Origin of the sequence: Bifidobacterium intestinale, from assembly GCF_023656765.1 — a bacterium.
GTDB classification, from domain to species: Bacteria; Actinomycetota; Actinomycetes; order Actinomycetales; family Bifidobacteriaceae; genus Bifidobacterium; species Bifidobacterium hominis.
In genome coordinates, this window is record NZ_JAMOKR010000001.1 from 388,690 (window position 1) to 413,184 (window position 24,495).

Sequence of the window (24,495 nt, forward strand, 5' to 3'; positions counted from 1 at the left end):
CAACTTCGTGCTATGAGGAAAGGCTTCGTCCGCTTTCCGGCTTCATCACAGCATTTCAATGGGTGCAATACGCAGCAGCAGACGTTTGACCTCACCGTTGCCGAAATCAACGGTAATGACCGAATTCGCGCCTTTGTCCTGTGTTTCGATGACCGTGCCCATGCCGAAATGGTCATGCGTGATCCTGTCTCCGACATGCACGTCCGAGATGCTCAGGCCGCTCCGATTGTCGGTTTGGCTTGCCTGTGAGGATTTGGTCAGGTCCACGGGTTTGGTTTTCGGCTTGACACGCCTAGTAGTGACCTTGCCGGATTTTCCGCTGGACTTGACGGAGCTGTATGAAGAACCGTATGAGGAGCTCGATCCCGATCCTGCATACGAACGCCGCGAGCTGGAGCCGTGTGAGGATGATGCGCCGCGCGTGGACGAGCCACCGTATTGCGCACGCCCCGACCCATACGAAGACGACCCATACGAGGACCGCGATCCATACGTGCTGGAACCATATGGGGAACCACCGTAACTCGTCTTTCCATATGAGGAACCACCGAACGTCACTGATCCGAAATCGTCGTCATCGTCCCAGCCGCCGAACTCGTCGTCATCATTCCGCCAGCTGGCACGCATGCGTTCGACTCCGGCCTCACGTCTTTTCCAATCAATCAGCTCGTCGGGAATCTCGTCAAGGAACTGGCTGGGCATCATATCGTTGGCTTGCCCCCATTGCGCGCGCACGGCCGCACGCGTCACATACAGGCGACGCTTCGCGCGGGTGATTCCCACATAGGCAAGGCGACGCTCCTCTGCAAGCTCGCTGGTGTCCTCCATGGCCCGCTGGTGCGGGAATGTTCCCTGCTCCATGCCGGTCAGGAACACGTACGGATATTCCAGACCCTTAGCCGTGTGCAGGGTCATCATCGTCACTTTGCCGGAGTCCTCGTTCTCCCCCGGCAACTGGTCGGAATCGGCCACCAAAGCCGTGGTTTCCAAGAATCCCGCCAACGTGGCATCAGGCGTGTTCTGCTCGAATTCCGCAGCCACCGACTGCAGCTGGGAAAGATTGTCGACGCGGGAAGCGTCCTGCGGGTCCTCGGAACGCTGCAACTCCTCCAAAATCCCACTCTTGGAAAGCACTTCGGCAACCACTTCGGATGGTTTCGTATCATGTTCCTTCGCGAAATCCGCAAGCCCATGCATCATGTCGCGGAACACACCCAACGGCTTCGACGTACGCGCGGACATGCCTTCAATCTGCTCCATATGCTCAATCGCACCAAAGAACGTAGTGTCGTGAGCATCCGCATACGAGGCAATGAGGCCTTCGGCACGAACGCCCAATCCACGCTTCGGCACGTTGAGAATACGGCGGACGTTCACATTGTCCGCGGGATTCACAATGGCCTGCAGATATGCGAGCGCATCCTTGATTTCCCTACGCTCGTAGAATTTGGTGCCACCGACCAGCTGATATGGAAGATTGGCGTTGATCATGGCCTCTTCAAGCGAACGTGATTGCGCGTTGGCACGGTACATGATGGCGATGTCGCGGTATGCAACGCCTTCCTCTTCGTGGATTTGCGCGATTTCGTTGGCGATCCATCCTGCTTCCTGTTGTGCGTTGTCGGCCGCGTATCCGACGATCTTGTCGCCTTCGCCAAGTGCCGTCCACAGTTTTTTCGGCTTGCGATTTTCATTTCTTGCAATCACCGCATTGGCGGCGTCGAGAATGGTCTGCGTCGAACGATAATTCTGTTCGAGCATGATGGTTTTCGCGTTAGGGAAATCTTGCTCGAAATCCTGAATATTGCGAATGTCCGCACCTCGGAACGCGTAAATCGACTGGTCGGAATCGCCTACCACCGTAATCCAAGATGGTCCGACACGGCCCGCGCCGCGCATATGTTGATCGGGCTCTTCTCCCGAGTCAATGCCGGAAAGCTCGCGTACGAGCACATATTGCGCATGGTTGGTGTCCTGATACTCGTCCACGAAAATATAACGGAACTTATGCCGGTAGTATTCGCTTACTTGTGGGCAATGCTGGAACAATTCGACAGTGCGCATGATCAGATCGTCAAAATCCACGGCATTCGCCATGTCCAGACGATGCTGGTATTCCGCATACACCACGGCGACCAGCTCGTCGACGTCGCCGGCTGAGACCTGATATCCGCGCTGGCCTGGCTTGTAGTCGCAGTTCACGCTTTTCAACTGGTCCTGCCATGAAGTCAATGAGTTCTTGCAGTCGGAGATTTTGCCGAGCAGCATGCGCGGCGTATACCGCTTCGTATCGATGTTCAGATCGCCGCTGATGAGCTTAATCAAACGTTCGCAATCAGCCGTGTCGTAAATGGAGAATCCTGAGGTAAGACCGATTTCCTTGCCGTCGCGTCGGAGGATACGCACGCATGCGGAATGGAAGGTGGAGATCCACATATGTTCGGCTTCGGGCCCTACGAGGGCTGTAAGGCGTTCACGCATTTCCGCTGCGGCCTTGTTGGTGAAGGTGATGGCGAGAATGCTGCTCGCCCAAAAACCGTGTGCCAGCAGCCATGCGATGCGTCTGGTGAGTACGCGGGTCTTGCCGGATCCGGCGCCGGCGCCGATGAGCAGGGCCTGGCCGTAGTACTTCACCGCTTCCATCTGTTGCGGATTGAGGTCCTTGATCAGATTTTGCGGATCGCACAGGCCTGGCTCCATATTCTGCTCCAACGGTTCCTCTTTCCATGAAGATTCGAAGTCGATTATTGCGAAGTTCATGTCTATCACACATGCAGGTCAGCGCAACACTCGCATGGTCAATTGACGCGCGTATGCTAAACGTTTATATGCGGTTCGCCGTATGTCAACATCAACGCCGCCTTATGCGGCCAACAATCTAAGGGGATTCATGAAGGAGCTCGAAGAGCGCATTCGCCTGCAGGGTACCGTCAAGCCGGGTAATGTGCTGAAAGTGGACGCTTTCCTTAACCATCAGTGCGATGTCGAATTGTTCGACCACATGGGTGCCGCTTGGGCGGAGCATTTTGCCGGTAAGACCATCAATAAGATCCTGACCATTGAAGCTTCCGGCATTGGTATCGCCTGTGTTGCCGCGCGTCATTTCGGCAATGCACCTGTGGTGTTCGCCAAGAAGGCGCAGTCCATCAATCTCGATGGCGACCAGTACACCACCACCGTCTACTCCTTCACCAAGCAGAAAGAATTCCCCGTCATCGTGTCCAAGAGGTATCTCAACGAAGGCGACCATGTGCTGCTGCTTGATGACTTCCTGGCCAACGGCAAGGCTCTGAAGGGCCTGATTGATCTGTGCCATGATGCCGGAGCGACGGTCGAAGGCATCGGCATCGCGGTGGAAAAGGGTTTCCAGGGCGGCGGCGATGAGCTGCGTGCAGCGGGCTACGACGTTGATTCCTTGGCAATCGTGGAGTCGATGGATCCGGAAACCGGTACCATCGAGTTCCGCTCCTGATTGTTGCATCTCACGGACGCACATCAGAAACCATTACAACCTGTTGCTCATCACAGTATGAATAAGAGAGGATTCATTGTGAGCGAAGAGAAGAAAGACAACATAAACGAAAAGAAGGGCGTTTCCTTTGAAGCGCTAAGCAGCTTGGACGCACCTGTTTCGTTCTGGAAGGGCATCCCGTTCGGTCTGCAGCATGTCATGGCGATGTTCGTGGCCAATCTGGCTCCGATTTTCCTAGTGGCTTCCGCCGCCAACATGAGTGCCGAACAGTCTGCCACGATCATTCAGGCCGGTCTGCTGGTGGCAGGTCTGGGCACCTGCCTGCAGCTGTACGGCGTGTGGCTGATCGGCTCCCGACTGCCAATGGTCACGGGCATTTCCTTCACATATGTGGCCGCCGCCATGTCGATCTCCCAGAATCAAGGCTATGGCGCGGTTGCCGGCGCGGTCGTGCTTGGCGGTCTGTTGGAGGTAGTGCTTGGTTTGACCGCCAAGTATTGGCGTCGCTTCGTACCGCCGATCGTATCCGCGATCGTGGTTACGTCGATTGGCTTTTCACTGCTTTCCGTTGGTGCCACCAGTTTCGGCGGCGGTTCCGGTGCTAAGGATTTCGGAAGCTGGCAGAATCTCACGCTCGGTCTGATTTCGCTGGTCGCCTGCCTGGCTTTCCAGCTGCTGATGAAGGGTACCGCCAAGCAGCTTTCCGTGCTGTTCGGCTTGGTTGTCGGCTATATTGTCGCGATTTTCATGGGCAAGGTTGATTTCTCTGGATTCTCGAATCTGCAGGTCGTGTCCGTGCCGCATTTCATGCCTTTCCAGCTTGAATTCGATCCGGGTGCGATTATCTCCTTCGCCTTGCTGTACGTCGTGTCTTCCGTAGAGGTGCTCGGCGATACCGCGGCGCTCACCAAGGTTGGTCTCGACCGTCAGCCTACCGATAAGGAGACTGCGGGCGCCATCGCAGGCGACGGTCTCATCTCCTCCGTCTCCGGTCTGTTCGGCTGCCTTCCGTTGACGTCGTTCGCACAGAATATCGGCTTGGTCGCCATGACCAAGGTCGTCAACCGTAAGGTGATTCTTTCCGGTGGTCTGATTCTGGTGATCGCAAGCTTCGTTCCTGCCGTGGCGGAAGTGTTCAATTCCCTGCCGCAGGCCGTGCTTGGCGGTTGCACCATCATGATGTTCGGTAACATCATCCTGTCTGGCTTCCAGATGATTTCCGAGGCCGGCTACACGCAGCGCAACATCACCATTGCAGCGTTGAGCCTCACCATCGGCATCGGTTTCACGCAGGTCGGTGACATTTTCGTCAACTTCCCGTCGCTGTTCCAGTCCATCTTCGCATCCAACTGCATCGCTGTGTCGTTCGTTGTGGCTGTGCTGTTGAATGCGTTGCTGCCGAGTGAAGAGCATTTCCTGTCGGCTCCGCAGCATCAGGAAAACTGAGACTATTCAGTCTTAAAGTGACATGAGAAATCCCCCTGCTCAAACGAGTCAGGGGGATTTTTCATAATCGATGTCTTGCGGAAAGGACTGTTTTTTCTTTCAGTGCCCCCGCTTGATCCAATTGGCAATAGCGTCTTTGACGGCCTGTGCATATAGGGTATTCGTCATTCCCGGATGAATACCGTCACCTGCAAGTTCGTCAGGATGTGCGGAAATCACCGTATCCCAATCTACCAGCACCACATTGTCGGCATGAGCGTCCGCAAACCTTTGCAACGCGTCGTTCGTTCCCGGAACCCACGATACCGGTGCATGCGCGTTAACCAGCACCAGCACATGATTCGGTCCCACACTGTTCAGCAAATCATTCAGCTGTTCATCGGTCACCGTGGAGTTTGTGGCAAGACCGACCAGCACCCACTGGCGCAATCCACCCCGCTGGGTTTTGGCCTGATTCACCAAGCCCAAAGCCTTGACCATCGAACGTGAGGTCTCCGCATCGACGGTGATTCCGGGAAACACCGACTGTAGACCTTGGCTGGAAGCCAACATCACCGAATCACCGAACGCGACCATCTGCCCGCCATCAGGCATGGTATGAATTGGCTTTCTGGGCTTGGGCGCCTCGTTTCTGCTGATATCGGCATGGCTCTCCTGCCGCACTTGCTGTTTCTGCTGTTCTTTCAGTATTCGGGCGTTTTCAGACAATACGCGTTCCACACTGGTCTGCTGCGGGGCATGAGTCACAGCGTACCCAGACATCATGCATGTGCTCAGCACCACTACGATCGTTATCCAGCATCTGGCAGCATCCCACATGCCGTTTTCCGGAAGAGGACGAATCATGGCGATGAATCCGCCTCGGGCAACAGGCTGTTCCACCAACTTCCACGACATGGCGGTACAACATGCGGTAAGAGCGAATGTGATTAGCAGCATCCATCCCAAATGCCGCGCACCCCACTGTGGAAACATCGCCTTGGTGAACAACCACAAAGGCCAATGCCACAGATAAATGCCGTATGAATGCCGGCCGACCACATCAAATGGTTTGAACACCAGCAGATCCTGCATCCAAGATCCGAAAGGAATGGAACCGGCGACCAGAACCACTGAAAGCAGCGAAGCCACGAAAATCCCTCCACGGAAGGCAACAGGCCCCTGCTCAACGTGCTGCATCATCCATAACAGAATCAGCAATGCCACAAAAGCCGCCGCAGGGCCAATCTTTCTCCAGACCAGACGAGCGCGTTCCATGATCGCCGTTTCTTCCGAACGACCGTTGCTACGCCGTATGATCATCAACAGCCATGCCAGCATGGCACCCAGCCAAAGTCCCATGGCATGCGTGTCCGAACCGAAATACACTCTCGTTGGATCGGTTCCCGGGTGATACTGCAATCCCATGGAAAGCGCACTACACACGGCAAGTCCAGCAAGTACCGCCACCGGCACCCAACGTACCAGAATTTTCCGCAGCAGGTAGATCAGCAGAGGAGCCAGCAGATAGAACTGCATCAGCACTGACATGAACCACAGATGACGGAACATGTCTGGATTCATCTGCGAGAAATAGCTGTCGCCACTGCCGATGGCATACCAGTTGTAACAGCCCAACATGGCCGTCACTATCTGGTTTTTAATGCCCACCAACATGTCTTGGTTGATAAACCATGCCAACGATACGGTGACGGGAACCATCAGAATCAACGCCGGATATATTCTGAGCAGACGCTTGAGGCAGTATTCCTTGAAACCTATTCCCTTACCGGAATCAATATGGTTCAGCAACGACGAGAAAATCAGGAAACCGGAAATGGTGAAGAATATGTCAACACCTAGGAATCCGCCCCGCAATGCGCCCTGGTCGCAGTGATACAACACTATTGCGATCAAGGCAATGCCTTTGAGACCGTTCAGACCGACAAAACGACGTCTTACCACAACAACCAACCGCTTCTCTTAACATGCGACGTATGCGCGTAATAGTCACAACGTCTCGTATCGTACTACCAGCCCCTCCCCCATTATGCGGATTATGAACAGGCATGGAACGCTGTTGTCTGGAATGGGTGGAATCCGTTTGATGGACGACGAAACCTCGGAAACGGCGAAAGAAATATTCAGACGGAAAAGACCGCATGTCCATCGGTATCAATGCCGATACCAATGGACATGCGGTCCCTTTTACGCTGTCCCGTCAGTCAGCATGACTGCGAGACCTCAGCATCACTTGGAGAAGACGTTGCCGTAGGTGTCTTCGCCTGCTTCTGCGATTGCCGCGGACTTGCGGGCGATTGCCAGCTCCTCGTTGGTCGGAATGACGCAGATGGTGATCTTCGAGTCCGGAGTGGAGATGATGCGCGGTTCCTTGGAACGGGTCGCGTTCTTCTCTTCATCCAGCTTGACGCCGAACGGTGCGAGCTTGTCGCAAACCATCTTGCGGACCACGTCATCGTTCTCGCCAACACCTGCGGTGAAGGTAATCACGTCTACGCCACCCATCTGAGCGGTGTAGTTGCCGATGTAGCCGACGATACGGTGCACGTAGACGTCGAGAGCCAGCTTGGCGTCCTCGTTGCCTTCGGCGACCAGACGGTGAACCTCACGGAGATCGCCGAAGCCGGTCATGCCCATCATGCCGGAACGCTTGTTGAACAGAGCGTCGAGCTCGTCCACGTTCATGTGGGCGTTGCGAATCAGGTGGAAGACGACTGCCGGATCGATATCGCCGGTACGACCACCCATCATGAGGCCTTCGAGCGGGGTCAGACCCATGGAGGTCTCGACCGGCTTGCCGGAAACCTCGGCGGAAGCGGAAGCGCCGTTACCGATGTGCAGCACGATCTGCTTGAGACCTTCGGCCGGCTTGCCGATGACGCTCGGCACCACGGAGGAGATGAACTCGTGGGAGGTGCCGTGGGCGCCGTAACGGCGGATGTGGTACTGGTCGGCGATTTCCTTGTTCAGCGCGTAGGTGCTGGCGGCCTTCGGCAGCTGGAAGAAGAAGGAGGAATCGAACACGAAGATCTGCGGAACATCCGACAGGAGCGCACGCATGACTTCGGCGCCCTTGGCTTCCGGGCCGTTGTGCAGCGGAGCGAGCACGGCGAGATCCTTGACCTGGTTGATGGTCTTGTCGGTAACCAGAGCCGGGTTCGGGAAGATGGAACCGCCCTGCACCACGCGGTGGCCGACTGCCACGATGCCGGCTTCGTCCAGCTTCGGGCCGAACTCGTTGAAGAAGCCGAGCACGCGCTTCAGACCCTGCTCGTGGTCGTGAATCGGCTCTTCAAGCTCATGCTTTTCGCCGTTGAACTCATGCTTGTAGTGGCCGTCAACCGGCTCGCCGATCTTCTCGACCAGGCCGGAAGCAATACCTTCACCGGTTTCAAGATCAACCAGCTGATACTTGATAGAGCTAGAACCGGAATTGATGACAAGGACGGTTTTCGCCATTGTGTGCATCCTCCATGTGTTAATCGATGTGCCGCTTGCGCGACTTTCCAAACTTTAGATTACTCTTTGCTTGCTACAAAATAGCGTTTTACTGGGCTTCGATGGCGGTCAGGGCAACAGTGTTGATGATGTCTTGCACGGTCGCGCCTCGGCTCAGGTCGTTGACCGGTCGGTTCAGGCCCTGCAGTACCGGACCGACGGCCACTGCGCCGGAGGAACGCTGGACGGCCTTGTACCCGATGTTGCCCGCGCACAGATCCGGGAACACGAACACGTTGACGTGGCCCGCCACATCGTTGCCCTTGGCCTTGGTGGCTGCGACGGTCGGCGACCAAGCCGCGTCGAACTGAATGGGGCCGACGACCGCGAGATCCGGAGCCTTCTCCTTCACGAGTGCGGTTGCCTCCTCCACGAGGTCGACATCCGGCCCCTTGCCGGATCCCAGCGTGGAATACGACAGCATGCCGACCTTCGGGTCAAGGCCGAACGCCTTCGCCGTTTCGGCGGACTGGATGGCGATTTCCGCAAGTTGCTCAGCGGACGGGTTCAGATTGATGGCGCAGTCGGAGAACACGGCGACATGATCCTTGAAGCACATGAGGAACGCACCGGACACGAGGGAGGATCCCGGCTTGGTCTTGATGACCTGCAACGCCGGACGTACGGTGTTGGCCGTGGAGTTGATGGATCCGGAAACGAGACCGTCTGCCTTACCGAGCACCACGAGCATGGTGCCAAAGTAGCTGTCATCGGTGAGCTGCTTGCGTGCCTGTTCCTCGGTCATGCCCTTCTTGGCACGCAGCTCGCACAGTTTGGCGACCATCGGAGCGAGTACTTCCTCGTCGTCCTTGGCCTGGAACTGCGCCTTTTCAAGGGATTTGAGTCCAAGCTCCTCACCGCGGGCGAGAATGCTTTCCTTGTCTCCGACGATGATCAGATCGACGATATCACGCTCGAGCAGATAGTCGGCTGCCTTGATGATGCGGTCTTCGGTTCCTTCCGGAAGCACGATGGTTCTCTTGTCTGCCTTGGCCTTGCCCAGCAGGCTGTACTGGAATGCGTATGGCGTGGTCGGAGCCTTGAACGGAGCCTCGACAGCGGAAATAAGCTCTTCTGCGTTGACATTCGCCTCGAATGCTTTCGTGGCCTTGGCTACGGCGTCTTCCTCGTCGAAATCAACGGCGGGTAGCGTCCACACCGGCACCTCGTAACTTGCGAACTCCTCCTTGAGGGGTTCCACCTGCTCATCTTTGCATCCAGTGACGAACACGCCGACGACCTTGCTTCCTGCATTCTCAATGATGACCTTCGACGCCTCGACGGTGCCCAAGACCTGTTCCGGAGTGCGGTTGATGGTGCATACGGCAAGAAGCACGACGGACTTAAGATCTGCAGCTACGTCAGCGTTGAACGCAAAGATGGACGGGTCGTTGATGGCGGATTTGTCCGTTCCGACAATAACCACGGCTTCGGGCTGGGCGGTTTCGATGGCTTCTGTGTAGGCGGCCACGATATCGGCCCGGGCACCTTCCTTGTCGGTGCGTGCGCGCTTCGGGCAAACACCTACGGATTGTTCACGTCCCAGCCCCGCGTTGCTTGCTTCAAGAAGAACGTCGGTGAAGGTTTCCTTTCGGCAAACCGCCGGGCGGAACACGGCCGTTTTCTTGGCAGCCGAGAATGCCTTGGTGGCGCCAAGGGCCACGACGTTGCGGCCGTTTGCGGCTTCAGGGCTGATGATGGTGACGCTGGTTAGACTCACGATGTCTGCTCCTATTCGTTGTTCAGGTGTGTGACTGCGTTGTTTCGCACCACGTGCAATTCTAATGCGTAAGCAGTAACAGACACGCATTTCAGAAACGGTGTTGCGGACAGACGGTGAAGAGAAGACAGAAAACCCCAGAGGACGAATCCTCTGGGGTTTTCTTCAAGCAATCAGCCTATAAAGGCTAGACTCACTCGTTATCGCCAGCGGTTGCGGCGGTAGCGGAGACAGCACCCTGCTTGGTGGTGTTGACGCCGGAGTAGACCCAGTCGGTGTAATCCGGGTGATCGTAGCCGTTGTCGACTGCGAACTGGAAGGCTTCCTGACGGAAGGCTTCGAGCTCGTTGATCTTGTCGGCGTACTTGTCAGCATCGATCATGCGCAGAGCTTCGGCAACGAGCTCGTAGCGGTCGATGTTGTTCACGCGAACCATGTCGTACGGGGTGGTGGTGGAGCCCTGCTCCTCGTAGCCGTGGACGTTGAAGTTGTCGTGGTTCGGGCGATCGTAGATCAGACCACGCACGTCGCGGGCGTAGGAGTGGTAAGCGAACAGGACCGGCTTGTCTTCGGTGAACAGGTCAGCGAAGTCAGCGTCGGAGATAGCCTGATCGTTCTCCTTGGTGGACTGCAGCTTGACCAGATCCACAACGTTGACGACCTTGAACTTGATGCCGAGCTCGTTGAGCTTGTCGGCAGCAGCCATGATCTCCTGAGCCGGAACGTCGCCAGCGGAGGCGAGAACGATCTGGGCTTCGTCGTTGGACTTGGCGGTGGAAGCCCACTCCCACTCAGCAGCACCCTTCTCGAGCTCAGCGCGAGCTTCGTCCAGAGTCAGCCAGGTAGCGGCCGGCTGCTTACCAGCGATGATCGCGTTGATCATGTTGGTGGACTTGTAGCACTTCTCAGCCACAGCGAGCAGCATGTTGGAATCCACCGGGAAGTAGATGCCGATCACGTGATCGTTGTTGAAGCACTTGTTCAGCAGGACGGAGGTGACACCCGGATCCTGGTGGGAGAAGCCGTTGTGATCCTGACGCCACACGTGGGAGGAGACGAGCAGGTTCATGGAGGAGATCGGCTTGCGCCACGGGATCTCGCGGACGGTAGCCTCGAGCCACTTGGCGTGCTGGTTCAGCATGGAGTCGATCACGTGCACGAAGGACTCGTAGGAGCTCCAGATGCCGTGACGGCCGGTGAGCAGGTAGGCCTCGAGGAAGCCTTCCATCTGGTGCTCGGAGAGCTGCTCGGTGACCTGGCCGGTGACAGCCATGTGCTCGTCAACCTGGGAGGACAGGTAGCCAGCATCCCACTGCTTGTTGGTGACGTCGTAAGCGGCCTGCAGACGGTTGGAAGCGGTCTCGTCCGGTCCGAAGATGCGGAAGGAGTCCGGGTTGTTCTTGATGATGTCGCGGGTGTAGACGCCCAGACGACGGGTTGCCTCGAGCTGGCCCCAGCCGTGGCCGTACTCGGCGACTTCCTTGACCTCGTAGTCTTCGAGGGCCGGCAGGTTCAGCTCTTCGCGGATCACACCACCGTTAGCGTTCGGGTTGGCACCGATGCGCAGTTCGCCAGTCGGCATGAAGGCGGTGACTTCCGGCTTCACAGCACCGTTCTCGTCGAACAGCTCTTCCGGGTTGTAGGACTCGAGCCAGTTCTTGAGGACTTCGAAGTGAGCCTCGGTATCGCGGGCGGAAGCCAGCGGGACCTGGTGAGAACGCCAGGAGCCTTCGGTCTTCTTGCCGTCGATGAACTTCGGGCAGGTCCAGCCCTTCGGGGTGCGGAAGATGATCATCGGGTAGAACGGACGAGTCATGTCGTCGGTCTGAGCTGCGGCCTTGATGTCGCAGATCTCGTCGAAGACGGTCTCGAACAGCTCGGCGAAACGACGATGGATCGACAGGTGATCCTCGTTGTCGAAGCCAGCGACGAACTCGTACGGCTCATAGCCCATGCCGTGGAAGAACTCGTGGAGCTCTTCGTCGGAGATGCGGGACAGGATGGTCGGGTTGGCGATCTTGTAGCCGTTGAGGTGCAGGATCGGCAGCACGATACCGTCGGTGCGCGGGTTGATGAGCTTGTTGGACTGCCAGCCGGTAGCCAGCGGGCCGGTCTCAGCTTCGCCGTCGCCGACGATGGCCGGAACGAACAGGCTCGGGTTGTTCATCACAGCGCCGTAGGCGTGGGACAGGGCGTAACCCAGCTCACCACCTTCGTGGATGGAGCCCGGAGTCTCCGGAGCGTAGTGAGACGGGATGCCGCCCGGGTAGGAGAACTGGCGGAAGAACTTCTGCAGACCAGCTTCGTCCTTGGTGATCTTCGGGAAGGTCTCAGTGTAGGTGCCGTCCAAGTAGGACTGAGCGGTACCAGCCGGGCCGCCGTGGCCCGGGCCCATGATGATCACAGTGTTCTGCTTGTGATCAGCGATGAGACGGTTGATGTGGCCGATGAGGAAGTTCAGGCCCGGGGTGGTGCCCCAGTGACCGACCAGACGGTGCTTGACGTCTTCGCGGGTGAAAGGCTCCTTCATCAGCGGGTTGCTACGCAGATAGATCTGGCCGATGGAAAGGTAGTTGGCTGCACGCCAGTACTTATCCACGCCTTCGATAGCTTCCTCGGAAACCGGAGCGTTCAGCTTCTTCCAAGGGGTGCCAATAACAGGACTCGTCATGTGTACTCCTGTACTCCTGCACTGTGTTGTGCGATTGTTTATTTTCATTCGGTCCTGAATCTTGCAAAACCTTGCGGTTCCGCGGAACGATTCATTCCCAATCACTTGAGCATATTACGAGCGAGGTGCGACTTTTTGCTGTTTTTTTGCGACTGTGTGCGTAAGTGTGTCGTTTCTGTTAGAAAATGAGAGCTTTTATCGGGAGATTTGTGAATACTTCACATGCTATCAAAAAGATTGATAAACGGCTCAATATCAACGATTTCAAGCCATCCTCGCACCTTTTTCACGTTCGTTTTGCAATACTTGCATGCGGCGTGTTGAACCATGCGTAGTAAGCAATTGTGAGGTTTGTTCACTTCCTGTTCACAGCGTTTCCAATGTCTGCTAGCGTCGCCACAATAGAACAGTTAATATTGTTGCTTCTTCATACCTCATATCAAAAGGGAGAGTGTTATGGCCGCAGGTCCTGTGCTCGTTGTTGATTTCGGAGCCCAGTACGCCCAGCTGATCGCACGTCGCGTGCGTGAAGCCAATGTTTATTCGGAGCTTGTGCCGCATTCCATGCCGGTCGACGAGATGCTGGCCAAGGATCCGCAGGCCATCATCCTTTCCGGTGGTCCGGCTTCGGTGTTTGAACCGGGCGCGCCGCGCGTGGATAAGAAACTGTTCGAGGCCGGAGTTCCCGTGTTGGGCATCTGCTACGGCTTCCAGGCCATGGCCTATGCCTTGGGTGCGGATGTCGACAAGGCCGCTCTTGGCGAGTACGGCAAGACCGAGACCTTCATCGACGAGTCGAAGGGTCTGCTCGAAGGCTCCCCCGCCGATCAGAACACGTGGATGAGCCATGGCGTGGCCGTTAAGACCGCGCCGGAAGGCTTCGAAGTGCTGGCACACACCGAGGGCGCCCCCGTTGCCGCCATGCAGGATGAATCCCGCAAGCTGTATGGCGTGCAGTGGCATCCTGAAGTCAAGCACACCCCGATGGGTCAGCAGCTTATCGAGACGTTCCTGCACAAGTGTGCAGGTCTTGGCAACAACTGGGATGCCTCCAGCATCATCGAGGATCAGGTTGCGAAGATCCGCGAGAAGGTCGGTGACGCACAGGTGATCTGCGGCCTGTCCGGCGGCGTTGATTCCGCAGTAGCGGCAGCTCTCGTGCACAAGGCCATCGGCGACCAGCTCACCTGCGTGTTCGTGGACCACGGTCTGCTGCGCAAGGGCGAGGCCGAGCAGGTCAAGCATGATTTCGTTGAGGCGACCGGCATCAAGCTCATCGCCGTGGACGCCTCCGAAGACTTCCTCACCGCTCTGAAGGGTGTGAGCGAACCGGAGAAGAAGCGCAAGATCATCGGCGAAAAGTTCATTCGCACGTTCGAGAAGGCCCAGCGTCAGGTCATCGAAGAGGCGGGCGCTTCCGGCAAGGAAGTCAAGTTCCTCGTTCAGGGCACCCTCTACCCGGATGTCGTGGAATCCGGCGGCGGCGACGGCGCGGCCAACATCAAGTCGCACCACAATGTGGGCGGTCTGCCTGACGACATCAAGTTCCAGCTCGTCGAGCCACTGCGCACCCTGTTCAAGGATGAGGTTCGTGCCATCGGTACCGAGCTTGGATTGCCGGACGAAATCGTATGGCGTCAGCCGTTCCCTGGCCCGGGCCTCGGCATTCGCATCATCGGCGAGATCACCAAGGAACGTCTGGATCTGCTTCGTGAGGCCGATGCCATCGCTCGCGAGGAGCTTTCCAAGGCTGGTCTTGACCGCGATATCTGGCAGTGCCCGGTGGTGCTGCTGGCCGACGTGCATTCCGTGGGCGTACAGGGCGATGAGCGCACCTACGGTTCGCCGATCGTGCTTCGTCCGGTTTCTTCCGAAGACGCCATGACCGCCGATTGGTCCCGTATTCCGTACGATGTGCTTGCCACGATTTCGACGCGTATCACCAACGAATGCCGTCAGATCAACCGTGTGGTGCTCGACTGCACTTCCAAGCCGCCGGCAACCATCGAGTGGGAGTGATTCCAAGCTGATTCGTTGCTGAACGCAAAATCACAATCAATATGATGAAGCCCCCGAAAGTGCGAAACTTCCGGGGGCTTCATCATGCCTCCCGTCTTCTAGGCTCAAGCCAGATAACACTCCTCAAGGTGTCGGACGCCTCGTCGCTGCTTACCTCTTTACGTACGGTGTCAGGTTTCCATTGGTTCCGTGTTTTTCGTAGGCATTATGACGTTTGCGAGCGCCACTACCTTTGCCATGTTGGGGCCGGACAAGGCCAAGCCGTGTCAGGAAAGCTAAGAACCATCGTGGCTTGACATAGCGGCATCTGCAGAATGATTACGATCCTGCGCAAACGTAGAATGTCCTTCCTCCGTTTTTGCGGAGGAAGGACATTTCCATACTGTTTTCAACATTATTTGCGGATTATCCTGGACAATCATTGCTAGGCCAGCATGTTGGTCCACATATTTGCGAAATCGGGAAGCGTTTTCGCGGTGGTCGCAATGTTCTTGATTAGAATGCCGTTGATTTTCAGCCCCAGCATCGCGGCGAACGTCGCCATGCGATGGTCCGCATAGGTTTCCATTTCAGCCGGCTTGAGATTCATTGCCGGCACTGGCGCGATCTCCATCCCGTCAGGAAGCTCACGGGCATCACCCCCGACTCTGGTGATCTCGTTGACCAATGCTTCCAAGCGGTTCGTCTCATGGCCACGCAGATGACCGATGCCCAGCATGCGCGTAGGAACATCGGCGAAGACCAAGATTGCGGCCAATGATGGCGCGATCTCACCTGCCGCCGTCAGGTCGAAATCACCTAGGCCGCTGACACGACCGTCGCCGGTCACTTCGCAATACCGGACGCCGTCAATCACCGGGAAGTTGATTTCGGCTCCCATACGTTCCAAATATCCCGGAAGCAGGCCTCCGGGTTGCGTGGTGGATTCCGGCCAGTGAGGCACGCGCACGGTTCCTCCGGCGATGAGAGCTGCGCCAAGGAACGGGGCAGCATTCGACAGGTCAGGCTCGACCGTCACGGTTTCGGGTAACTGCACGGCTCCCGACTGCACAGTCCAAACGCGGGCGTGTTCGTCTGCGTTGGCACGCACACCGGAACCTTGCAGATCGGCCACGGTCATGCGGATATGAGGCAAACTCGGCGTCTTCTCCCCCGTGTGATGCAGTTCCAAACCGCCTGGCACTCGAGAGCCGATGAGCAATAGTCCTGAAATGAACTGCGAGGATCCCGAAGAATCAATGCTGACCACACTCGGCTTGACGCACTGGCTCACCGTTTGAGGTGGAGTGATTGTAAATGGCAGGCGACCTTCCTCGCCGTGGTATTCGATACATGCCCCCAACTGTTCAAGACCGTCCAACACGGGCTTCATCGGACGTGCGTACGCCTGCTCGTCACCGTCGAAATCCACAGGACCGTCCGCGAACATGGCAAGACCGGGCACAAAGCGCATCACCGTTCCCGCAAGACCGCAGAACACCTTCGTACCACCGTGGAACCGGCCGTCGGACGGCGGCACCACCGTAACCGTGGTATCAACCTGCTCGTCGATCTCGCAGCGCACTCCCAACGCGCGCAACGCGTCCATCATCAACTCGGTGTCGCGCGAACGCAATAGACCGACCAATCGCACGGGCCGATGTCCAAGCGCCGCAAGAATGAGATAACGGTTCGACAGGGATTTGCTGCCCGGCACCACAACGGTGGCGTCAAGCGACTTGCTGGCAAACGGCGCCGGCCAAAGATTCTCTTGAGATGCGTTCATAGGGTTTATCGTATCCAAAACCCGTGGCAAACAACGCTTCAATCTCGCCATGTAGCGTGCGTATCTTGCTCGATCTCGGCAATTGGACTCCGTCCATACCATTTCCGTTTGAAAACCCAGACGGACGAAACCATGTGAACATCGCAAAAGGTCACGAGGTTTTTCTGCGTTGCCATGTTTATACCGTTTTGTACCGAAACCGGAAACAGGATTTTTCAAACCGACTGAAACGCCTTTGTTTCTAACGGTTTTCGTCGGGCTGACAGGATTTGAACCTGCGACATTCTGCTATATTCGGGCATGGCATGACTGAGCGTAGCCGGGTGTGAGCATTGTCAAGAACGTTGAAATTCCAACGTTCTTAACAATACGATACGCAGTGGTTCGCTTTGTTGAAATTAACTGTTCGCAACTGTCATCGTGTCGATATCGTGTCGATGTGGTCGAACCGCGCAGCCTTCCATCGGAAAATGAAAAAGGCCCCTCCCCCAGCATAGAAGCTGAGAGAGGGGCGAGTGCGAGTCTCACGTCAGAAAATTAATCACTGGCCGTCCTCGTCGGCCTTGACAGACGTGAGCTGGCTCACGCCGATGAGCGCGCCGACGAACAAACCGATCGCGTTGATGGTCGTAACGAGTTCGCCGCAGTGCGGCAGTCCCCATTGCGGGCCGACCGCTCCGACGAGCCATGCGACGGCCGGCAAAGCGATCAACGCGAGCCACTTGAGTATGTCGTATACCCTGCCCGGCAGCAGGTAATCGGATTGCGGGCTATTGGATTCATCCATTTTTCACCTCCTTAAACATTGCGGCAACCGTCTCCACAACGCTTAAAGTCGTGGAGACGGGAGTTTCAGCGCAGGTACTGTCCGGGATAGATAACGTATGGGCTGCGGATGCCATTGCGTGCGGCAGCCGACTGCCAGCCGGAACCGTAGATGCTCCAAAGGCTTTCGCCGGAACGGACCACATGGCCTCCGACCCCGCTCGAAGCGGTGGACACGGACGTGCCGCCATAGGTGACGATCTGTCCCGGATAAATCCTGTTGATGTCACCGCTCGGCACACGCCAGGCGGACACCGGCTGGAGTCCGGTCCTCGCGGCGATAGCACTCATGGTGTCACCGGAACGGACCACGACGCTACGCGAACCCGTGGCTGCCGTTCCGCCGGAACCTCCGCCGAGGCGACTGTTGACGATCTGCATGACCGCCGCGTAATTGCCACCCAACGCCTGCCTGCGGGCCGGATCATTGCCGAAATCGCCGCGGATGGTGCGCGTGGCCAAAGCGTTCAGGTCGACCGTCGGCGCGGTCGTGGGCTGAGGTTTCGGCTTGACGTTCGGCAGGCTCGCCGTGCCCTTGTCGTCTGGGTTCGCGTACTTGCGCCATGCCGTGCGGTCGCCGCGGAACTTGTTCAGGTCGAGGCGTCCGGACCAGCCGCTGAGACTGCCGTTGGACGTGTACTGTCTCATCACCTCGCCGCGCGCTCCGATGTTCCACGGGGCTGTCTGGTATCCGGTGACGAGGTTCGTCGCGTACTGTGCGATCCAGATGCCGCAGTTCAGTTCGGTCTCCATGCCGGCGACCTGCCAGTAGCCGGAGTCCATCGTGTAGATGATGGGGTTCACGCCCGTCAGTCGCTTGACCTCGCGGGCCCACCTGCGTGGCCACTGCTTGTCGCCCCATGCCGTGTTGTCCGCGGCCTCCCAGTCGAGGATCAGGACGCTCTTGTGCACGTATCCGCGCACGTTGTCGATGAAGAACCGGGCTTCGGTCTCGGGGTTGCCGCCGCGCGCGTAATGGTAGACGCCCGTCTCCTTGCCGCTGTTGATGGCGCCGGCGAGCTGACGGTTGGCGTCGGTGTTGACGCCGTTGGACAGGCATCCGCCGTACACGCCGCCGGAACCCCATGTGGTGCCGACGATGACGAAATCGGCCGGCACGGTCGCGGTGTCGATGCCGCACTGCCAGTTCGAGATGTCGTACCCGTCCATGTCGGCCATCGCCGCCGGGGCGAACGCCATGGAGACTGCGACGGCGAGCGCGGTCAGCGGCGTGCGCCAGCGGCGGCGGGGTTTCATGTGCTTCGGTTTGCCTTTGTTGAGGATGCTCAAATTCCTCTCCTTTCTATATAAAAAAGCCACCCGTTTGGGTGGCTTTTGTGGTTGGTGAAAAATATCAGTAGGGACGGTCGGTGGCGGCGAACACGAGCGGTAGGCCGAGGTTTTTGAGCATGGTCACGAGCGAGGCATCCTCGTAGCCGCACAGGCGGACAAGCACGGTAACACCGGGGTAAATGGCCACCGTATCGTTGTCGATGCCAGTCAGGGCGTTGCCGTCCGCCTTCTCCCACACAATCTTCGCCAGCCCGTCCTGCAGCGGCGGGTACAGCCAGCCGACATCATCGCCGGTGACGGTTATCTCACACCCCTCGGCTGTGGTCCTCGCGCTGGCCGTCATGCTATGCGGCACCCACGGCACCACCGGATCACGGTCCTTCATCGTCGGCGGATCGTAGAGATTCCTGATTCTCACGCGGCTACCCCCAACCCGAGGGCTAGTATGCTGCCGTGTCCTTGGCGAAGCAGATGACGTGCAAAGCTTGCATGACCTGCCAGTCCTCGTCGCTGTACCATCCGATGCACGGTATTGTCACGTACGCGCCCTTGGCGAGCAATATGCCGTTCCACCACCATCCGTTTGTTGCGGGCATGGTGGCCGCGCCATCCGCGATGGTCACTTTCTCGCTCGTCGCGGTGACGCCGGATGACATGTCCTTGAGGATCGCGGAATACATGCCTGACGTCGGAGATTGGTTCAGAATATTGCCCCATACTCGCAAAAGCTGCGGATCGTCCGCCGTGCCGGTATAGGTCAATCCTTCCGCCCGCCCCTCGAAACCATTGTCGATAGGCTTGGTCGCCCACGTGCTTGGATTCACGAGTTTCATCGGAGGCCACCCGCCTCAAGGTCAGTACGGCGCGGTCTGTGCGGTGAAGAAGGCCGGGAAGTCCCCCCCCCCCCCACGACGTAAATGTCGTATGCGGGTTTCGATTCGATGGCGACATCACGGCAGGTGGACCCATCCTGTGCCTGCATCAGCATGTCCGTGGTCTTGTCCAAATGGAATTCCGCCTCATTCACTGTCTCGCCCAATGTGGCGAAACGGTGCCAGCTGGTGTCGCCCACGAAGAGTTTGCCGCCCGTCTTGCTGACATGCCAGTCACCCTGCGGGAGACTGCCGAACCGCGCAATGGAATCCACCAGCGCAGGGTTCGAATAGGCAAGTTTTCGTCTCATTCCAATTCCTTTCCCGTCAAAAGCTTCCAGCTGTCTATGGTTTTCCGCCAGATTTCGCGTGGCCTGTCCACGAGGAAGAACATCGAATTGGCGTCCGCGGCGGCAGTACCGTACGCGCCGGTGTAATACCGCAGGCCATTGTGGAGTTTTTCGGTGCGCACCCACAGGTCGCCGACCACTCCGTCCGGCTGGTCGGCCTGAAGGTATACGTGCTTGATGACAGTGGTGTCACCGGCCTTGATGGTGACTTCTGCTGGCTGGTAGCCGTCCGATTTGAGCGCGGCCGCCAGCGTGGTCGTATTGCTCACCCATGTCAAGGTCTGGCCGGCCAACGTGGCAACCGCGGTGTCCCGTGACGCCATGGACGCGTCCACGTCCGACGTGTGCCCGTCCAGGTACGCGGCCACCGGTTTGAGCCTGATGGTCGGCTGGTCGGGAATCTCATACGGGCCGGCCACGGCGAAGTCCACGGGTTCCACCCACAGGTCCGTCCGCATCGTGGCCGCGGGGAACCATTTGCGTAATTGCTCAAGGGTCTTTGCGGCTTCGCTGGCGGCGGCCGAAGCGGTATCGGCATGTTCCGCGCTGACCATCTCAGACGTTTTCGCCGCGGTCTCGCTGGCCTTGGCCTTATCGGCCGATGTGGCCGCATCATGCGCTTTGCCGGTGGCCGAGCTGGCGGAGGTATTGGCTGATTGGGCGGCCGTCTCCGCGCTGGCCGCGCTGGCACTGGCCGCGGTCTCGCTGTCTTTTGCCTTCGCCGCCGAATCGGATGCCGATGCCGCCGACCGTGCCGCCGCGCTCTCGGATGCCGATGCCGCCGACTTGGATTGTCCGGCGCTCTCGGCCGACTTCGCGGCCGCAGCCTCGGAAGCCTGCGCCTTGTCGGCGCTCACGCCAGCCGCATCCGCCTTGGCCTGAGCTGTCTTCATGGCCGTCTCCGCAGCCTGCCTCGCCGTTTCCGCTCTATCCCGGGCGGTAGCGGCGGCAGCGGCCTTGACGGTGGCAGTTTCCGCCGCCTGGGATGCCGTGGCCGCATCCTGCTTGACCTGGAAGGCGGTTTCGGTGAGCTGACCGGCGATGGTCTTCGCCTTGCCGATCAGACCATTGGCCGTGATCTCCGACTCGCGCGCCACCTGTGCGCTTTTGGCTGCCTCGGACTGGGAGGATTGCGCCTTGCTTGCGGCAGCGGCGGCCTTCGCGCTTTCCTGACTGGCCACCGTTTCCGAAGCCTTCGCCGCATCGGCCGAAGCCGCGGCGGACTGTATCTTGTCGTCGATCGTTCCGATCCGGTCGAGCACGCCCTGCGCGGCACGCGTGACGAGCTCCCATGCGGCCACGGTCTCCGAGGATTGATCCAAGGTCTTGGGATCCACGTCCGCCAGCCCTGAGTACTCCGCCGACTCCTTGTCGGGCACCTCGACGTATCGCACGATTCCGCCCGCCACGAGCTCAGACGCCCTCCACGCCCACTGGGTCGTCGAGGGCATCACCTCCACGGTGGCCTCGCCCGCCGTGAGCTTGACGGTCTGTGCGACCGGCAGACGGATAGCATCGGCGACCGTGACGCGCCTCGTGGGCACGAGGCTCACGCTGCCATCCAGTCCACGCCCCTCGGCGTCGGCCAGGTGGAAATGCACCAATGTCATGAGTGCTCCTTCCTTGTTGGGCCGTTATGCGCGGCCATGATCTCGTTGTGCATCTTCGTTCCCGTCCCGTTGCCGCCAAGCGCGCTGTACGCGCTGTACGCGTCATCGGCCTCGTCCATCACCTCGACCGGTATCGGACTGTTGGTCTGCACGTATTCACGGTGAATGCGGATGATCTCCGCACGGAGCAGGACACGCAGGCCGTGAATCATCGCACGCCCGTACCTCCACACCACCGCGATAAGCGTGACCGCACCGCCGCACATGGCGGGCACGAGCCATGCGACGATCTGATCGAGCAGTTGCATCACAGGCCTTTCTACTGTGGGATCCCACACGCCGACCATTGCGGACAGGCCGCTGTGGCGTGTGGGATTTGGAGGTTAAAAGATGCTGTTGTCCGTTTTCCATGACGAGGTGTGGCTGCCGTCATGCGCGAATTTGAGGGAATGCACCATGGTCGGCTACGAGAGCGCTTATCGACGGCATATCGGGCCACGGTTCGGTTTTGTGGATATGGCGGACATTACGGTCGCGGATGTGGAATCATGGCTTGCGGGCATCCAATCGCCGGGTGCGGCACGTAAGGCGTGGGCTGTCTTGCGGGCGATGTTGCGTAAGGCGTTGAGGTTCGGCGTGTTGGACGTGGACATTACGTTGCGCGTGCAATCGCCGAAGCAGCCGTATTATCGTGCGCCTGTATTGGATGCGAGACAGATTCGCACGCTGTTGCAAGGGTTTTACGGTCACCAGTTGGAGGCGTGGCTTATCTGCGCTGTGACGCTCGGATTGCGCACGGAGGAAGGCTACGGCTTGGAATGGTCTGACATTGACCTGCGTACCGGCGTCGTGCATGTCAGTCGCGGCGTCCAATGGGTTGCCGGACATGAGATCGTCGTGGACACGAAGACGGAGCAGTCCACGAGGGACGTGGTGCTGCCGCGATTCGCCATCCAGAGGTTGCGTGAGCTGAAAGGCAAGGGACGGCTTATAGGCGATTTGACACCGCCACAGGTGGCGAGACGATACGCCTCATGGTGTCGCAGAAACAACCTGCCATATGTTCCAGCCCGAAACCTCCGTCACTCGTGGGGCACCACCGCGCTGGCCGCAGGCGTGGACGTGGCAGTGGTCAGCCGCGCATTAGGCCACAGCAGCATCAGCACCACCGCACGCTACTATCTGCGTCCTGAGACCAGCGTGCTCAAGGACGCGCAACGAAAATGGGAGGCGACGATACTGCGATAGTTTTCCCTAACCCATCGCACGGCAACATGGAAAGTGCCGTACAGCCGTGGCCTTATCAGGTTCGACCGCATTGGCAGCCTGTGTTTCGCGAGCGGAAACGTGAAATTCGATGGAAGCAGCGACCAGAATTACGTGGCGGCGCAGGAAACCATACCACAGGGTTACAGACCGGTGACAGGAAACACTGCGATAGCGGTGTTCGGCGGAAACTGCACGCTAATCCTTTACAGCGAAAAATCAGGCAAGGTGACCATGCTCGGCAATCCGAACAATGCTTACGCGGGCTGCACCGGCGTCTGGTACACGGATGACCCAATGCCAGCCTAGACGCCGACGAACCACGTCAAGTAGCCTACTCGATTATCGTTGCTGCCGGAACTGCCCATGTTCGCGGCTCGTATCAGACCAGAGGGATTGACCGCAAGCAGTCCAGTATGGCTACCGCCGTTGCTGACCAGCATCGGAACGCCGACCTCTTTTTTAGGTCTGAGGTCGTCGGGCACCGTGTACGGGCAGTTCAACGAGTCCCATGAGCCGTCGCCGAATTTCACGCTCGCATTGACGGCCATGATCGACCCGCACCTCGTGACCTTCCACCCATTCGCGTTGTACAAGACGCTGGGGGTTAGGGAAAACCATTCAGGCGATGACGTAGCTGAAGCTGATGTCGATAAACGACCATATGACGTCAGCGTCGTTGAATTTGTGGGTCAGCGTGATGTTGCCGCCCGTATCAACGCAGACAATGCCCCACACGCCATTGTTGGTACCGAAGAGGCAGCGCACCGGCACCGCAGGCCTCGAATCATCCTCGACGGTACCGATTACCACGCCTTCTGCGGTTGTGCGGATTGAACCGACCTGCGCGACCCAGATCGTGACTGCCCCAAGGTTCCTGACAGCCAATACATTCATCCCATCGAACGTTTTGGACTTCAGAACATTCCTGTGTTTCGGCTGGGTTAGGGAATCCCACAGCTTCGACATGGGAGGCAGCTGTTTGATGAGCATGACCGGCGTGCCGGGCGTGATCCCGCTGATCGGGATGCGGGCGATCGGGATCCACACCGTGCCGGAGGCCGAGTGGATGCTGCCCGACGGGACGGTCGGATCGGCGGCCGTCCCGGTGTTTGGCGTGCCTTTGAGCACGGCGATGGCAGCGGTCTCGATGTTCTGACCGTTCCTCGTGTATTTGAGGCAGACGAGGTCGTTGCGGTTCCGGCCGCTCACGCCGCTTTCGATGGTCGCGGTCTCAGCCTCGGTGACGCGCGCGTATCGTCCTTCGACCACGAGGTTGAGGACGGGGATCAGCGCGTGATTCGCATCCTGCATGGTCACCGTAGGGAAAGTGCCGTCGCTGCCCTGCAGCAGGTAGCTGCCGTTGCCTATGACCCCGGCCTGCATGGCGCCCATGTCGCCGCTGGTGATGTGCGGTGTGCCGCCCTTGCCTGTGATGAGCGTGGTGGTCATGTCAGTCCTTTCCCTCGGTAAGCCATGCCGTGTAGGCCGCGTCCTGCGTGGCGGCGAGTTTCTTGAATTCCTGCTGGCATGAGGTGCATGCCAGTGCCTCCTGCGTCACTCCGTCCGCGGTGGTGTGTTTGATCTGGTGCCAGTCGCTCGACGTGCGCGGATCTCCGTCGGTGAGGTATGCGCTGTCGCGGCAGCGGTCGCATGTGTATTTGGTGATGTTCGTGGTTTTTGCCATG

At 58.4% G+C, this 24,495-nt stretch carries 21 protein-coding genes; 5 read left to right on the plus strand and 16 right to left on the minus strand.

Annotated features, from left to right (window positions below; genetic code table 11):
* Positions 1–45: 45 nt before the first annotated feature.
* Positions 46–2,760 (minus strand): ATP-dependent helicase, encoded by a 2,715-nt coding sequence (locus NBH13_RS01660; protein ID WP_502801755.1) that lies wholly within the window; start codon positions 2,758–2,760, stop codon positions 46–48.
* Positions 2,761–2,890: 130 nt separating this feature from the next.
* On the opposite strand from NBH13_RS01660, the gene NBH13_RS01665 reads away from it, so the two are divergent.
* Positions 2,891–3,472, plus strand: coding sequence for a xanthine phosphoribosyltransferase (locus NBH13_RS01665; RefSeq protein ID WP_099570664.1), 582 nt, complete (start codon positions 2,891–2,893; stop codon positions 3,470–3,472).
* A 102-nt stretch (positions 3,473–3,574) separates the two neighbouring features.
* Positions 3,575–4,918, plus strand: a complete 1,344-nt coding sequence (locus NBH13_RS01670; RefSeq protein WP_410050765.1) for a nucleobase:cation symporter-2 family protein — start codon at positions 3,575–3,577, stop codon at positions 4,916–4,918.
* A gap of 99 nt (positions 4,919–5,017) precedes the next feature.
* Here NBH13_RS01670 and NBH13_RS01675 read toward each other — a convergent pair whose 3' ends face one another.
* The 4 genes from NBH13_RS01675 to NBH13_RS01690 form a co-directional block, all read right to left on the minus strand.
* Entirely contained in the window at positions 5,018–6,871 is a 1,854-nt protein-coding gene (locus tag NBH13_RS01675; protein ID WP_284702940.1) for an acyltransferase family protein, read from the minus strand.
* Positions 6,872–7,147: 276 nt separating this feature from the next.
* Positions 7,148–8,377, minus strand: a complete 1,230-nt coding sequence (locus tag NBH13_RS01680; protein ID WP_099570666.1) for an acetate/propionate family kinase — start codon at positions 8,375–8,377, stop codon at positions 7,148–7,150.
* 88 nt (positions 8,378–8,465) lie between these two features.
* On the minus strand, positions 8,466–10,136 hold the full coding sequence (pta, locus tag NBH13_RS01685) for a phosphate acetyltransferase (RefSeq protein WP_250778615.1): 1,671 nt from the start codon (positions 10,134–10,136) through the stop codon (positions 8,466–8,468).
* Between the two features lie 193 nt (positions 10,137–10,329).
* Positions 10,330–12,807: a phosphoketolase gene (locus NBH13_RS01690; RefSeq protein WP_099570668.1), complete on the minus strand. Its 2,478-nt coding sequence runs from the start codon at positions 12,805–12,807 to the stop codon at positions 10,330–10,332.
* A 456-nt stretch (positions 12,808–13,263) separates the two neighbouring features.
* Here NBH13_RS01690 and guaA point away from each other — a divergent pair, with 456 nt between their 5' ends.
* Positions 13,264–14,826 carry a glutamine-hydrolyzing GMP synthase gene (guaA, locus tag NBH13_RS01695; RefSeq protein ID WP_033501228.1) on the plus strand — a complete coding sequence of 521 codons (1,563 nt, stop codon included), beginning with the start codon at positions 13,264–13,266 and terminating at the stop codon, positions 14,824–14,826.
* Positions 14,827–15,250: 424 nt separating this feature from the next.
* On the opposite strand, the gene aroA is transcribed toward guaA, so the two are convergent.
* From aroA to NBH13_RS01735, 8 genes are all read right to left on the minus strand, one after another.
* A complete protein-coding gene (gene aroA / locus NBH13_RS01700) occupies positions 15,251–16,591 on the minus strand; it encodes a 3-phosphoshikimate 1-carboxyvinyltransferase (RefSeq protein WP_250778616.1) in 1,341 nt (446 codons plus the stop codon).
* 541 nt (positions 16,592–17,132) lie between these two features.
* The gene (locus NBH13_RS01705; protein WP_039775034.1) at positions 17,133–17,378 is read right to left on the minus strand and encodes a phage holin; all 246 of its coding nucleotides are present in this window, start codon (positions 17,376–17,378) and stop codon (positions 17,133–17,135) included.
* Positions 17,379–17,443: 65 nt separating this feature from the next.
* Positions 17,444–18,706: a GH25 family lysozyme gene (locus NBH13_RS01710; RefSeq protein ID WP_250778618.1), complete on the minus strand. Its 1,263-nt coding sequence runs from the start codon at positions 18,704–18,706 to the stop codon at positions 17,444–17,446.
* A gap of 64 nt (positions 18,707–18,770) precedes the next feature.
* The gene (locus NBH13_RS01715) at positions 18,771–19,127 is read right to left on the minus strand and encodes a hypothetical protein (RefSeq protein WP_250778620.1); all 357 of its coding nucleotides are present in this window, start codon (positions 19,125–19,127) and stop codon (positions 18,771–18,773) included.
* Between the two features lie 22 nt (positions 19,128–19,149).
* Positions 19,150–19,542, minus strand: coding sequence for a hypothetical protein (locus NBH13_RS01720; RefSeq protein ID WP_250778622.1), 393 nt, complete (start codon positions 19,540–19,542; stop codon positions 19,150–19,152).
* Positions 19,539–19,892, minus strand: coding sequence for a hypothetical protein (locus NBH13_RS01725; RefSeq protein ID WP_250778624.1), 354 nt, complete (start codon positions 19,890–19,892; stop codon positions 19,539–19,541). The genes NBH13_RS01720 and NBH13_RS01725 overlap by 4 nt, the downstream gene beginning before the upstream one ends.
* The gene (locus NBH13_RS01730) at positions 19,889–21,382 is read right to left on the minus strand and encodes a hypothetical protein (protein ID WP_250778626.1); all 1,494 of its coding nucleotides are present in this window, start codon (positions 21,380–21,382) and stop codon (positions 19,889–19,891) included. Before NBH13_RS01730 ends, NBH13_RS01725 begins: the two co-directional genes overlap by 4 nt.
* Positions 21,383–21,537: 155 nt before the next feature.
* Positions 21,538–21,849 (minus strand): hypothetical protein, encoded by a 312-nt coding sequence (locus tag NBH13_RS01735; protein ID WP_250778628.1) that lies wholly within the window; start codon positions 21,847–21,849, stop codon positions 21,538–21,540.
* 82 nt (positions 21,850–21,931) lie between these two features.
* On the opposite strand from NBH13_RS01735, the gene NBH13_RS01740 reads away from it, so the two are divergent.
* Positions 21,932–22,789 (plus strand): tyrosine-type recombinase/integrase, encoded by an 858-nt coding sequence (locus NBH13_RS01740; RefSeq protein WP_250778630.1) that lies wholly within the window; start codon positions 21,932–21,934, stop codon positions 22,787–22,789.
* 171 nt (positions 22,790–22,960) lie between these two features.
* On the plus strand, positions 22,961–23,116 hold the full coding sequence (locus NBH13_RS01745) for a hypothetical protein (protein WP_250778632.1): 156 nt from the start codon (positions 22,961–22,963) through the stop codon (positions 23,114–23,116).
* On the opposite strand, the gene NBH13_RS01750 is transcribed toward NBH13_RS01745, so the two are convergent.
* The 3 genes from NBH13_RS01750 to NBH13_RS01760 all read right to left on the minus strand — a co-directional run bounded on the left by NBH13_RS01750 (position 23,113) and on the right by NBH13_RS01760 (position 24,494).
* Positions 23,113–23,358 (minus strand): hypothetical protein, encoded by a 246-nt coding sequence (locus NBH13_RS01750; protein ID WP_250778634.1) that lies wholly within the window; start codon positions 23,356–23,358, stop codon positions 23,113–23,115. The genes NBH13_RS01745 and NBH13_RS01750 overlap by 4 nt on opposite strands.
* A gap of 70 nt (positions 23,359–23,428) precedes the next feature.
* Positions 23,429–24,259, minus strand: a complete 831-nt coding sequence (locus NBH13_RS01755; protein ID WP_250778636.1) for a hypothetical protein — start codon at positions 24,257–24,259, stop codon at positions 23,429–23,431.
* A 1-nt stretch (position 24,260) separates the two neighbouring features.
* Positions 24,261–24,494, minus strand: coding sequence for a hypothetical protein (locus NBH13_RS01760; RefSeq protein ID WP_250778638.1), 234 nt, complete (start codon positions 24,492–24,494; stop codon positions 24,261–24,263).
* Position 24,495 lies beyond the last annotated feature (1 nt).